This window comes from Streptomyces sp. NBC_00536 (assembly GCF_036346295.1).
In the GTDB taxonomy this organism is placed as follows: domain Bacteria; phylum Actinomycetota; class Actinomycetes; order Streptomycetales; family Streptomycetaceae; genus Streptomyces.
On record NZ_CP107819.1, the window covers coordinates 6,481,965 to 6,496,254 of the forward strand.

A 14,290-nucleotide genomic window follows, 5' to 3' on the forward strand; every position below is an offset into this window, starting at 1 on the left:
CGAGTGGGAGCCGCTGCCCGTCCAGTACGTGGACTACGCCCTCTGGCAGCGCGAGCTGCTGGGTGACGAGCAGGACGCCGACAGCCTGATGGCACGCCAGGTCGCCCATTGGCGCGAGGCGCTGGCCGGGCTCCCGGAGGAGCTGGAACTTCCGTACGACCGGCCGCGTCCGGCGGTGGCCTCGCACCGGGGCACCCGGGTGCCGCTGGAGGTTCCGGCGGCCGTGCACGCCCGCCTCGCTGAGGTGGCGCGGGCCGAGGGCGTGACCCCCTTCATGGTCCTCCAGGCATCGCTGGCGGTGCTGCTCTCCAAGCTCGGTGCGGGGGAGGACATCCCGATCGGCTCGGCGAACGCGGGCCGTACGGACGAGGCGCTCGACGACCTCATCGGGTTCTTCATCAACACCCTGGTGGTGCGGACGGACCTCTCGGGCACCCCGACGTTCCGCGAGGTGCTCGGCCGGGTCCGTGAAACGACCCTGTCGGCCCTGGCGCACCAGGACGTGCCGTTCGAGAAGCTCGTCGAGGAGCTGGCACCCACGCGCTCCCGTGCCCGGCACCCGCTGTTCCAGGTCCAGCTCGACCTCCAGAACAACGTCCCGGCCCGGGTGGCGCAGGAGACCGGCCCGGAGGCGGAGCCGGTCCGCGGGGCCAGGGCCATCGGTGGCGTGGCGAAGTTCGACCTGGAGGTCCGCCTGACCGAGGCCTTCGACGCCACCGGCCGACCGGTCGGACTCCGGGGTGTGGTCGTGGCCGCGGCCGACCTGTTCGACGTGGAATCGGTCGAACGGTTCGGTGCCCGCCTGGTGCGGGTGCTGGACGCGGTGACGCGTGAGCCCGGCCTGTCGCTGGACGCGGTGGACGTCCTCGACGCGGACGAGCAGCGCCGGGTCCTGACCGAGTGGAACCACACCGGCGTGGACTTCGGTTCGGCTCTGGTGCCGGAGCTGTTCGCGGCCCGGGTGACGCGGACTCCGGATGCGGTCGCGGTCATCGCGGATCGTGTCGAGGTGTCGTTCGCGGAGCTGGACGAGCGGGCGAACCGGCTGGCGCAGTTCCTGGTCGGTCAGGGTGTGGGCGCCGAGTCGCTGGTGGGCATCTGCCTGCCGCGTGGTGTGGACGCGGTGGTCGCGATCCTGGCCGCCTGGAAGGCGGGCGCGGGCTTCCTGCCGATCGACCCCGAGTACCCGGTGGACCGGATCTCGTTCATGCTGGCGGACAGCGGTGCGGTGCTGACGCTGACCGACGAGGAGATCCTGGGTGATCTCCCGGCGGGCCGTGCGCGGATGGTCGCGGTGGACTCCACGCTGATGGGTGTCCAGCTGTCGATGCTGCCGGGTACCGCCCCGGAGGTGGTGACCCGTCCCGAGGGTCTGGCGTACGTGATCTACACGTCGGGTTCGACGGGACGCCCGAAGGGTGTCGCCGTCCCGCACGGTGGTCTCGCCAACTACGCCCAGTTCGCGGCTGGTTCTTACGAAGTGGCGCTGGGCGGTGCTCCGTTGCACTCGTCGCTGGCGTTCGACCTGACGGTGACCAGTGTCGTCGTACCCCTGATCTCGGGTGCGCCGGTGGTGGTGAGCCGCGAGGGCGGCGCCGAGGGTCTGGCGCAACTCCTGCGCGATGGTGGCGGTTTCGGTCTCGCCAAGGCCGTTCCGGCTCACCTTCCGCTCCTCTCCGAGATGTTGACGGACGGCGAGGTCAAGGGGGCTGCGGCCACGTGGGTGGTCGGCGGTGAGGCGCTGCCGGGTTCGGTGGTGCAGTCGTGGCTGGAGCGGGCCCCCGGTTCGGTGGTCGTGAACGAATACGGTCCGACCGAGGCTGTGGTCGGCTGTGCGGTGTTCGAGGTCCGTGCCGGTGACGAGGTCGGCGACGCCGTCCCGATCGGCCGTCCGATCGCGAACATGCAGCTCTACGTGCTGGACCAGTGGCTGCGTCCGGTGGCTCCGGGTGTCGCGGGTGAGCTGTACATCGCGGGTGCCCAGCTGGCGCGTGGCTATGTGAACCGTCCCGGTCTGACCGGCGAGCGGTTCACGGCGAACCCGTTCGCGTCCGGTGGGCGGATGTACCGCTCCGGTGACGTGGCCCGCTGGCGCGAGGACGGCCAGCTGGAGTTCCTGGGCCGTGCGGACGAGCAGGTCAAGGTGCGCGGCTTCCGGATCGAGCCCGGCGAGGTCGAAGGCGTGATCGCCGGACACGCGCAGGTCGCCCAGGTGGCCGTCATCGCCCGCGAGGACGTGCCCGGTGATGTCCGCCTCGTCGCCTACGTCGTCGCGGACGACCCGGACGACGATCCGGGAGCCCTGTCGGCCGAAGTCCGTACGTTCGTCACGGGCCGGCTGCCGGAGTACATGGTCCCGTCCGCGGTGGTCGTCCTGGACGCGCTGCCGCTGACCGGGAACGGAAAGCTGGACCGCAAGGCCCTCCCCGCCCCCGAGCTGTCGGGCGGCGCCGGATCCGGCCGGGCCCCGGCGAACGAACGCGAGCGGGTGCTCTGCCAGGCGTTCGCGGAGGTCCTGGGCGTGGCCGAGGTCGGGGTCGAAGACGACTTCTTCCTCCTCGGCGGTCATTCCCTGCTCGCCGCCCGCCTGATCAACCGGATCCGGACGGTGCTGAACATCGAAGTGGAAATCGCGGCACTGTTCGATGCCCCGACGCCGGGCGGTCTCGCCGACCGGCTCGGGCAGCAGTCGGAGCAGACGCAGGCATCGACCAGGCCGGCCCTTCGGCCGCGGCGCAACCAGGAGGAGTCCTGATGATTGCTTTGTCATTCGCGCAGCGGCGGCTGTGGTTCATTTCGCAGCTGGAGGGGCCGAGCGCCACCTACAACGTTCCGATGGTGCTCCCCCTGGGGGCCGGGATCGACCGTGCGGCGCTGAACACCGCGCTGCGGGACGTCATCGACCGCCACGAGGTCCTGCGGACCGTGTTCGTCACGGTGGACGGCGAGCCGTACCAGGACGTGCAGAAGATCGACGACCTGCCCTGGGAGCTGTCCGTCACCGAGGTGGCCCCGGATTCTCTGGCGGCCGCGATCGCGGCCGCCGAGGGGTACGCCTTCGACCTGGCCGCCGAAGTGCCCATCCGGGCCCAGCTGTTGGTGGCCTCGCCGGACGAGCAGGTGCTGGTCGTGGTGCTGCACCACATCGCCAGCGACGGCTGGTCGATGGGCCCGCTCACGCGGGACCTCATGACGGCCTACCAGGCCCGCAGCGAGGGCCGGGCGCCCGAGTGGGAGCCGCTTCCGGTCCAGTACGCGGACTACGCGCTCTGGCAGCGCGACCTGCTCGGCGAGGCGGACGACCCGTCGAGCATGATGCACCGTCAGCTCACTTACTGGCGCGGCGCGCTGGCCGGGATCCCGGACGGGATCACCCTGCCGCTCGACCGTCCGCGCCCGGCGGTGGCCTCGTACCAGGGCCACCGGGTGCGGCTGGAGCTCTCCGCGCCGACGCACGCCCGGCTGCTGGAGCTGGCGCAGGCCGAGGGCGTCACGGTGTTCATGGCGCTGCAGGCGGTCCTCGCCGTCCTGCTGAGCCGCATCGGTGCGGGCACGGACATCCCGGTCGGCACCGATGTCGCCGGCCGCTCGGACGAGGCGCTGGACGACCTGGTCGGCTTCTTCGTCAACACCCTGGTGCTGCGCACGGACCTGTCCGGCGACCCGACCTTCCGTGAAGCGCTCGGCCGGGTACGGGCGACGACCCTGGCCGCCTTCGGGCACCAGGACGTGCCCTTCGAGCGCCTGGTCGAGGACCTGGCCCCGGCGCGGTCACTGTCGCGGCACCCGCTCTTCCAGGTGATGCTGACCCTGCAGAACGCCGCGCGGACGGTGCTGGACGGTGAATCCGTCGAGGTGTCGACGGTGACCCCCGACGGGGCGGCGCTGGCGAAGTTCGACCTGGAGCTGTCCTTCACCGAGGTCTTCGGCGGCGACGGGCTCCCCGCCGGCATCCGTGGCTCGGTGACGGCCGCGTCCGACCTGTTCGACGAGCACACGGTCCTCCTGCTCGCCGACTGCCTGGCACGCGTGGTGGACACCCTGACGGGCACGCCGGAACTGCCGCTCAGCGGCGTCCGGATCCTGGACGGCTCGGGCGTCGAGGCGGTCTTCCCCGGCAAGGGGAACACCGTCGAGGCCGCGGCCCGCCCCGCGGGCGCGCCGGCCGACCGCAGGCTGGTGGCGTACGTGGTGCCCGCGCCGGGCATGGAGATCGACCCGGCGGAGCTGCGCGCGTTTGTACGGGAGCAGCTGCCCGATTCGATGGTCCCCGCGGCCGTCGTACTCCTCGACGAGCTGCCGCTGACCGCGAACGGCAAGGTGGACACGGGCAAGCTGCCCGCGCCGCCGGAGTACCCCGTCGCCACCGGGCGCGGGCCGTCGAACGCCCGCGAAGAGGTGCTGTGCGCCGCGTTCGCCGAGGTGCTGGAGCTGGAGCAGGTCGGTGCCGACGATGACTTCTTCGCCCTCGGCGGTCACTCGCTGCTGGCGATCCGGCTGGTGGAGCGGCTGCGCACGCAGGGCGTGACGGTACCGGTGCGGGCGCTCTTCGAGACGCCGACCCCGGCCGGGCTGGCGCTGACGGCGGGCACCCAGCAGAAGGACGTACCGGACAATCTGATCCCGGCCGGAACGACGGAGATCACCCCGGAGATGCTTCCGCTGGTGACGCTCACGGCCGGGGAACTGGCCCGGGTCGTCGCCACCGTGGACGGCGGCGCCGCGAACATCGCGGACGTCTACCCGCTCGGGCCGCTCCAGGAGGGGCTGCTCTTCCACCACCTGCTCGCGGACGGCGGCGACGACGCCTACGTGATGCCCGCGGTCCTCGAATTCGCCTCGTGCACCGGACTCGACGCCTTCCTCGCGGCCTTCCAGAGCGTGCTGGACCGGCACGACATCTTCCGGACCTCGTTCGTCTGGGACGGGCTGCCGGATCCGGTCCAGGTGGTCTGGCGGCAGGCGACCATGCCCGTCACCGACGTCACCCTCCCCGAGGGCGGCACGGACCCGGTCGCGGACCTGATCGCGACCGTGGGCCTGGCGATGGACCTGGGCCGCGCACCGCTGATCACCGTGCACCGGACCGCCGTTCCCGGCGACGACCGCTGGCTGGCGCTGGTCCGCATCCACCACCTGGTCCAGGACCACATGGCCCTGGAGCTGCTGCTCTCGGAGGTCGGCGCCTTCCTCGCCGGCCGCGGCGCGGACCTGCCGCAGCCGCTGCCCTTCCGCGACTTCGTGGCGCAGGCGCGCGACGAGAGCGAAGTCGACGGACATCAGGAGTACTTCGCCGAGCTGCTGGGCGACTTCGAGGAGCCGTCGGCCCCGTACGGGGTCACGGACGTGCGCGGCGACGGCGGGGAGGTGACCCGTGGAGTGGTGCCCTTCGCCCCGGAGTCGGAGCGCCGGCTGCGCGAGGTGGCCCGTCGGCTGCGGGTGAGCGCGGCGACCGTGCTGCACGTCGCCTGGGCGCGGACCGTCTCGGTGCTGTCCGGGCGGGACGACGTGGTCTTCGGGACGGTGCTCTTCGGCCGGATGAGCGGCGGCGCCGAGGCCGGCCACGTACCGGGGCCGTTCATCAACACGCTTCCGGTGCGCGTCCGTACGAGCGACACCGGGGTGCTGACGGCGGTGTCGCAGATGCGCACCCAGCTGGCGCGGCTGCTGGAGCACGAGCACGCGTCGCTCGCGACGGCCCAGCAGGCCAGCGGGCTGGAGGGGCAGGCCCCGCTGTTCACCGCCTTCCTCAACTACCGCCACAACACCGGACGGAGCGAGGACCAGGAAGCTCAGGACCAGGCCGCCGTCGAGGAGCGGTCCGCCGACGAGCAGCCGGACGGTCTGGGCATCCGCCTGCTGTACGCACGCGAGCGCACCAACTATCCGCTCGCCGTGGCCGTGGACGACGACGGCGACAGCCTGGCGCTGACCGTCGACGCCATCGGTTCGATCGACCCGGAGGTCGTCGGCGTCCTGGCCCGCACGACCACGGAGGAGCTGGTCCGGGCGCTGGAGACGGCGCTCGACGGCGGTCCCGAGGCCTCGCTGGGCGCCGTGCGCGTCCTGGACGAGGCCGGGCTGAGCCGGGTCGTCGAGGAGTGGAACGACACGGCGGCGGCTGTCCCCGCGGACACGCTGCCGGGGCTGTTCGAGGCCCAGGTGGCCCGTACGCCCGATGCCGTCGCGGTGGTGTCCGAGGGCGCGGAGGTCTCGTACCGCGAGCTGGACGCCCGGGCGGACCGGCTGGCGCGGCTGCTGGCCGGGCGCGGGGTCGGGCCGGAGTCCGTCGTGGGCGTGGTGATGGACCGCGGGGTCGACCTGGTGGTCGCGCTGCTCGCGGTGGTGAAGGCCGGCGGCGCGTACCTGCCGATCGACCCGGACTACCCGGCGGACCGGATCGCCTATGTGCTCGCGGACGCGAGTGTTCCGCTGGTGCTTTCGCAGTCGGCGGTCGCGGGTGTGGTTCCCGCCGGTGTGCCCGTGGTCGCGGTCGACGATCCCTCGGTGGTCGCGGAGCTGGCGGATACCTCAAGTGCAGCCGTGTGTGTGGCCGCCGAGCCCCGGAACACGGCGTACGTGATCTACACGTCGGGTTCGACGGGCCGCCCCAAGGGCGTGGTGATCTCGCACGGCGCGCTGGTGAACCACCTGTTCGCCGCGGGCGAGCGGGTGCCGCTGGCGGCCGGGGACCGGCTGGTGTCGGTGACGACGGTGTCCTTCGACATCGCGGCGCTGGAGCTGTTCCTGCCGCTCGTGTCGGGTGCCTCGGTGGTCGTGGCCTCCCGCGAGGCCGTACGGGACCCGGCCGCCCTCACGGAGCTGGTGGTGTCGTCGGGCGGGACCGCCCTCCAGGCGGTGCCGTCGCTGTGGCGGGCGCTGCTGGAGGAGAGCGGCTGGCCGGTGGGCGTGCGGGCGCTGGTCGGCGGCGAGGCGCTGCCGCGCGAGCTGGCGCAGCGGTTCGTGGCGCTGGGCGTGCGGGCGGTGAACCTGTACGGGCCGACCGAAGCCACGGTGTGGGCGACCTCGGCCGAGGTCACCGGGGACGCGGTGGCGGTGGGACGCCCGTTCGCCAACACCCGGGCCTATGTCCTGGACCGTGCGATGCGGCCCGCTCCGGCCGGTGTGGCGGGCGAACTCTACCTCGCCGGTGCCCAGTTGGCCCGCGGCTACGCGGGTCGTCCCGGGCTCACGGCGGAGCGGTTCACGGCCTCGCCGTTCGCGGTGGGGGAGCGGCTGTACCGGACGGGCGACCTGGCCCGCTGGCGCGCCGACGGCGAGCTGGAGTGCCTGGGGCGCGCGGACGACCAGGTGAAGGTGCGTGGTTTCCGCATCGAGCTGGGGGAGGTGGAGGCCGTCCTGGAGCGCCATGAGGGTGTGGCGCGGGCGGTCGCCGCCGTCCGCAAGGACACCCAGGGCGATGCGCTGCTGGCCGCCTACCTGGTTCCCCACGGCGACATCGACGTGACGGCGCTGCGGGCGGATCTCGGCCGGGACCTTCCGGCCTACATGGTGCCCTCCGCGTTCGTCGTCCTCGACGAGCTGCCGCTGACCGCGAACGGCAAGGTGGACCGCAAGGCCCTGCCCGCTCCCACGGGGGTCCGCGGTGGCGGCCGCGGGCCGTCGAACGCCCGCGAAGAGATCATCTGCGCCGCGTTCGCCGAGGTCCTCGGGCTCGAAAGCGTCGGTGTCGACGAGAACTTCTTCGAACTCGGCGGCCACTCGCTGCTCGCCCTGCCCGTGGTCACACGGGCACAGGAGCAGGGCGTGGCGCTGTCGGTGCGGGCCCTGTTCGACAGCCCCACACCGGCCGGCCTCGCCCTCGTGGAGGGCGTGCGGCACACGGACGTGCCGGACAACCTCATTCCGGCGGGCGCGACCGAGATCACCCCCGAGATGCTCACGCTCGTCGACCTGAACGCCGAAGAGATCGACCGGGTCGTGGCGACCGTGGCGGGCGGCGCGGCGAACATCGCCGACATCTACCCCCTCGCCCCGCTCCAGGAGGGCCTGCTCTTCCACCACCTGCTCGCCGACGGCGGCGACGACGTCTACGTCCAGCCGAACGTCCTGGAATTCGGCTCCCGCGAGCTGCTCGACCGGTTCGCCGAGGCCCTCCAGCTGGTGCTGGACCGCCACGACATCCTGCGGACCGGCATCGTGTGGGACGGACTGCGCGAGCCCGTCCAGGTGGTCTGGCGCGAGGCCGAGCTGCCGGTCCACGAGGTGTCCCTCGACCCGCACGGCGCCGACCTCGTGACCGGCCTGGCCGCGGCGGTGGGCCTGTCGATGGACCTGTCCCGGGCACCCCTGATCGAGCTGCACGCGACCGCCGGTCCGGACGGACGCTGGCTCGGACTGGTCCTGGTCCACCACATGGTCCAGGACGCCACCGCACTGCAGGTCCTGCTGGACGAGATCGCGGCGTTCCTGAGCGGCCGCGGCGACGAACTGCCGAAGCCGCTGCCGTTCCGCGACTTCGTGGCGCAGGCGCGCGGCGGATCCGCGCGGGAGGAGCACGAGCGCTACTTCGCCGAGCTGCTCGGTGACGTCACGGAACCGACGGCCCCTTACGGACTGACCGACGTGCGCGGTGCCGGTTCGGGCACCGAGCGCGCGACCGGAGAGCTGGACCCCGCGCTGAACGAGCGGCTGCGGTCGGTCTCCCGCCGGCTCGGCGCCAGCGTGGCGACCGTCGTGCACGTCGCGTGGTCGCGGGTGCTCGGAGTGATCAGCGGCCGGGGGGACGTGGTCTTCGGGACGGTGCTGTCCGGCCGGATGAACGCCGGAGCGGGCGGCGACCGGGTCCCGGGCCCCTTCATCAACACCCTCCCGCTGCGCGTACGGACGGACGAGCTGGGCGTCGTGGAAGCGGTGACCGCGATGCGCGGCCAGCTGGCGCAGCTCCTCGAACACGAGCACGCCTCGCTCACCGTGGCCCAGCAGGCCAGTGGGGTGACGGCCGGTTCGCCGCTCTTCACCTCCTTCCTCAACTACCGCACCGGCACGCCGGTGGCGGACACACCGGCCGACACGGAACCGGTCGCCGAAGAGACGTCGGGCGGGATCCGGACGCTGCTCTCGCGGGAGACGACCAACTACCCGCTCGCCGTGGCGCTGGACGACAGCGGGCGGACGATCCGGGTGGCCGTGGAAGCGGTGGCACCGGTCGACTCGGCGGAAGTGGCGGCCCTGCTGTGCACCGCCGTCGAGGGTCTGGTGTCCTCTTTGGAGGTCGCGCTGGACGGCGGCCCGGAGGCGATCCTGGGCTCGGTGGCCGTACTGGACGACGCCGGGCTGGACCGGGTCGTGCGTGCCTGGAACGACACGGCGGTCGAGGTCGAGTCCTCGACCCTGCCGGGTCTGTTCGAGGCGCAGGTGGCGCGGACGCCGGACGCGGTCGCGGTGGTCTTCGAGGGCGTGGAGCTGTCGTACGCGGAGCTGGACGCGCGGGCGAACAAGCTCGCGCGGCTGCTGGTGTCGCGTGGTGTGGGCGCCGAGTCGGTGGTCGGTGTCGCGCTGGAGCGCGGTGTCGACATGGTGGTGGCGCTGTTCGCGGTGGTGAAGGCGGGCGCCGCGTACCTGCCGGTGGAGCCGGGGCTTCCGGTGGACCGGATCGCGTACATGCTGGAGACGGCCGGTGCCGGTGTGGTGGTCTCGGCGTCCGCGGTCGCGGATGCGGTACCGGTCGACGTATCGGTGGTCCTCGTCGACGAGCCCGCCGTCGAGCGGGAGTTGGCGGGCCTCTCGGGTGAGCCGTTGGGCGTGGAGATGCGGTCGCGGGGTGCCGCGTACGTGATCTTCACGTCGGGTTCGACGGGGCGCCCCAAGGGCGTCGTGGTCTCGCACGAGGGGATCGTGAACCGGCTGGCGTGGATGCAGGAGCGGTTCGGGATCGATGACGCGGACCGGGTGCTGCAGAAGACGCCGTTCGGGTTCGACGTGTCGGTGTGGGAGTTCTTCTGGCCCCTGTCGGTCGGCGCCGGTCTCGCGGTGGCCCGTCCCGAGGGCCACAAGGACCCCGAGTACCTCGTCGGCCTGATCCGCGAGCAGCGGGTGTCGGTGGCGCACTTCGTGCCGTCGATGCTGGAGGCGTTCCTCGCCGAACCCTCCGCCGCGGACGCGGCCGAGGTGCTGCGGTACGTCGTCTGCTCGGGCGAGGCGCTGTCGGCCTCGGTGCGGGACCGGTTCTTCGAGGTCCTGGCCGGGGTGGAGCTGCACAACCTGTACGGGCCGACGGAAGCCTCCGTCGACGTCACCGCGTGGGCGATCGAGCCGGGTGCCGGTGGCACCGTGGTGCCGATCGGCGCTCCGGTCGCGAACACCCGGGTGTACGTCCTGGACGACCGGCTGACTCCGGTCCCCGTGGGCGTCGGTGGCGAGCTGTACCTCGCGGGCGTCCAGCTGGCCCGTGGCTACGCGAACCGGGCGGGTCTGACGGCGGAGCGTTTCGTCGCCTGCCCGTACGGCACGGGTGAGCGGCTCTACCGCACCGGTGACCTGGCCCGCTGGAACGCGGACGGCCAGATCGAGTACCTCGGCCGGGTCGACGAGCAGGTCAAGATCCGTGGATTCCGGATCGAGCCGGGCGAGGTCCAGGCCGTCATCGCCGGCCACCCGCAGGTGGCGCAGGCCGCCGTCATCGCCCGCGAGGACACACCGGGAGACAAGCGCCTGGTCGCCTACGTGGTCCCGGTCCAGGGCGCCGGAGCGGTGACCGGACTGACGGTCTCCACGGCGGAGTTCGCGGCGAGCCACCTCCCCGCGCACATGGTTCCCTCGGCCGTCGTCGTCCTCGACGCGCTGCCGCTCTCGGTGAACGGCAAGCTGGACCGCAAGGCCCTCCCGGCCCCCGAATACAAGGCCGGATCCGGTCGAGGGCCGGCCAACGCGCGGGAGGAGATCCTCTGCGCGATCTTCGCCGAGATTCTCGGGCTGGAAAGCGTCGGCGTCGACGACGACTTCTTCGCCCTGGGCGGGCACTCGCTGCTCGCCGTACGACTCACCAGCCGGATACGGGCGTCACTCGGCATCGAGGCGCCGCTGTCGGCGCTTCTGCAGGCGCCGACGGTAGCCGGACTGGCACAGCAGCTTGGAAATGAAAAGTCAGCTAGGCCGGCGTTGCGGCCGATGCGCAACCAGGAGGAGTCCTGATGGTTCCGTTGTCTTTCGCACAGCGTCGGTTGTGGTTCCTCGCGCAGCTCGAGGGCCCGAGCGCCACGTACAACATGCCGATCGTCCGGCGCCTGCCCGGCCGGATCGACAGTGGCGCCCTGAACACCGCCTTCCGTGACGTGCTCGGTCGCCACGAGGTGCTCCGTACGGTCTACGAGACGGTCGACGGCGAGCCCTTCCAGAGCATCCAGAAGCTGGAGGGCCTGGACTGGGAGCTGGCGGTCACCGATGTGGCCGCCGATGAGGTCGACTCCAAGGTCGCCGAGCTGGAGGGGCACGCCTTCGACCTGGCCGTCGAGGTGCCCGTCCGCGCGACACTGCTGCGGACCGGTCCCGACGACCAGGTGCTGGTCGTCGTGGTCCACCACATAGCGACCGACGGCTGGTCGATGGGGCCGCTCCTGCGGGACGTGACCACGGCCTACGCGGCGCGCGCCGAAGGCCGGGCGCCCGAGTGGGAGCCGCTGCCCGTCCAGTACGCGGACTACACCCTCTGGCAGCGCGAGCTGCTCGGTGACGAGCAGGACCCCGAGAGCCTGATGGCCCGTCAGATCGCCTACTGGCGCGAGAACCTGACGGGCGCCCCCGAGGAACTCGGCCTGCCCTTCGACCACTCCCGCCCGGCCGTCGCCTCGCACCGCGGCCACGGCGTGCCCCTGGAGATCCCGGCGGCCGTCCACGCCCGCCTCGCCGAGGTGGCACGGGCCGAGGACGCCACGGTGTTCATGGTCCTCCAGGCCGCCCTGGCGGTCGTCCTGTCCCGGCTCGGCGCGGGCGCCGACATCCCCATCGGCACGGCCGTCGCGGGACGCACCGACGTCGCGCTGGACGACGTGATCGGCTTCTTCGTCAACACGCTGGTGCTGCGCACCGACCTGAGCGGCGACCCGACCTTCACGGAGGTCCTCGCCCGGGTCCGGAAGTCCGGCTGGGCCGCGCTGGCCCACCAGGACGTGCCGTTCGAGAAGCTGGTCGAGGAACTGGCCCCCGTCCGCTCCCTGTCCCGGCACCCGCTGGTCCAGGTGATGCTGACCGTCCACAACAACGAGCGCATCGTGCTGGAGCGCTCCGGCGCCGAGGCCGAGGCATCGGCGGCGGACGCGGGTGTCGACGTACGCGCCGCGAAGTTCGACGTCGAACTCGACTTCGTCGAGCGGTTCCACGCGGACGGCACTCCGGCCGGTCTGCACGGCTCGCTCACCGCCTCGGTGGACCTCTTCGAGCGGGACACCGTCGTACAGCTCGCGACGCGGGTCCGGCGGGCGCTGGAACTGCTGCTGGAGCAGCCGGAGAGCCGCGTCGGCGGTCTCGACCTGCTCGACGCGGCCGAGCGCCGGCAGGTGCTGGTGGAGTGGAACGACACCGCGGTCGAGGTCGAGCCTTCCTCGCTGCCCGGTCTGTTCGAGGCGCAGGTGGCGCGGACGCCGGACGCGGTCGCGGTGGTCTTCGAGGGTGTGGAGGTGTCGTACGCGAAGCTGGACGCGCGGGCGAACCAGCTGGCGCGGCTGCTGGCCGGGCGTGGTGTGGGTGCGGAGTCGGTGGTCGGTGTCGCGCTGGAGCGCGGTGTCGACCTGGTCGTGGCGCTCCTCGCGGTGGTCAAGGCCGGTGGCGCGTACCTGCCGCTGGAGCCGGGCCTTCCGGCGGACCGTGTCGCGTACATGGTGGAAACCGCGGGCGCGGATGTGGTGGTCACCTCCGCCGCGGTGGCGGGTGTGCTGCCGGCAGATGTGCCGCAGGTGGTGCTGGACGGGGCCTCCGTGGCCGCCGAGCTGACGGAGATCTCGACCGGTCCGCTGGGTGTGGAGGTGCTGGGCGCGCAGCCCGCGTACGTGATCTTCACGTCGGGTTCGACGGGCCGCCCCAAGGGCGTCGTCGTGTCGCACGAGGGCATCGTGAACCGGCTGGCCTGGATGCAGGAGCGGTTCCAGCTCGCGGGCGCGGACCGGGTGCTGCAGAAGACGCCGTTCGGGTTCGACGTGTCGGTGTGGGAGTTCTTCTGGCCGCTGTCGGTCGGCGCCGGTCTCGTGGTGGCCCGTCCGGACGGTCACAAGGACCCGGAGTACCTGGCCGGCCTGGTGCGCGAGCAGGGAGTGTCGGTGGCGCACTTCGTGCCGTCGATGCTGGAGGCGTTCCTCGCGGATGCCTCCGCCCCGGACGCGGCCGAGACGCTGCGGTACGTGGTGTGCTCGGGTGAGGCGCTGTCGGCTTCGGTACGGGACCGGTTCTTCGAGGTCCTCGGTGGTGTCGGGCTGCACAACCTGTACGGGCCGACGGAGGCCTCCGTCGACGTCACGGCCTGGGCGTGCGAGCCGGGTGTCGCGGGCACCGTGGTGCCGATCGGTGCTCCGGTCGCGAACACGCAGGTGTACGTCCTGGACGACCGGCTGGCTCCGGTCCCCGTGGGTGTCGGGGGAGAGCTCTACCTCGCGGGCGTCCAGCTGGCCCGCGGCTACGCGAACCGGGCGGGTCTGACGGCGGAGCGTTTCGTCGCCTCCCCGTACGGCACGGGCGAGCGCCTGTACCGCACCGGTGACCTGGCCCGCTGGAACGCGGACGGCCGGATCGAGTACCTCGGCCGGGTCGACGACCAGGTCAAGATCCGCGGTTTCCGCATCGAGCTGGGCGAGGTCCACGCGGTCGTCGCGGAGCACCCGCAGGTGGCGCAGGCCGCGGTGGTCGCCCGTGAGGACGTCCCGGGTGACAAGCGCCTGGTCGCCTACGTCGTCCCCGGTGAGGGAGCCGACGTCCCGGTGGACGAGGTGCGGCAGTTCGTCGCCGCCCGGCTGCCCGAGTACATGGTTCCCACGGCGGTCGTCGTCCTGGACGCGCTCCCTCTGTCGGTCAACGGCAAGCTGGACCGCAAGGCCCTCCCCGCCCCCGCGTACGTGACCGGTGCGGGCCGCGGCCCGGCCAACCTGCGCGAGGAGATCCTGTGCGCCGCGTTCGCCGAGGTCCTGGGCCTGGAGAACGTCGGTGTGGAGGATGACTTCTTCCGGCTCGGCGGTCACTCCCTGCTGGCGATCCGTCTCGTGGAGGTGCTGCGCCGGCGCGGTGTGTCGGTGTCGGTGCGGGCGCTGTTCCAGACGGCGACCCCCGCGGGTCTGGCGCTCGCGGC

General features: G+C 72.4%; 3 protein-coding genes (2 of these 3 only partly in view). All 3 read left to right on the forward strand.

Features of this window, described 5'->3' with window-relative positions:
* Tightly spaced (each overlapping or abutting the next), the 3 genes in view from OHS33_RS27935 to OHS33_RS27945 form a layout consistent with a single transcriptional unit that may run on beyond the window.
* Positions 1–2,755 carry the end of a non-ribosomal peptide synthase/polyketide synthase gene (locus OHS33_RS27935; protein WP_330333164.1) on the forward strand. Its footprint begins 16,634 nt before the window's first position, so 2,755 of the gene's 19,389 nt are visible here — the last part of the coding sequence; its start codon lies off the left edge, out of view; its stop codon occupies positions 2,753–2,755.
* On the forward strand, positions 2,755–11,154 hold the full coding sequence (locus tag OHS33_RS27940) for an amino acid adenylation domain-containing protein (protein ID WP_330333165.1): 8,400 nt from the start codon (positions 2,755–2,757) through the stop codon (positions 11,152–11,154). The genes OHS33_RS27935 and OHS33_RS27940 overlap by 1 nt, the downstream gene beginning before the upstream one ends.
* A protein-coding gene (locus OHS33_RS27945) for an amino acid adenylation domain-containing protein (RefSeq protein WP_330333166.1) crosses the window boundary here: on the forward strand, positions 11,154–14,290 show its start. Its footprint extends 13,843 nt past the window's final position; 3,137 of the gene's 16,980 nt are visible here — the first part of the coding sequence; its start codon is at positions 11,154–11,156; its stop codon lies beyond the right edge, outside the window. The genes OHS33_RS27940 and OHS33_RS27945 overlap by 1 nt, the downstream gene beginning before the upstream one ends.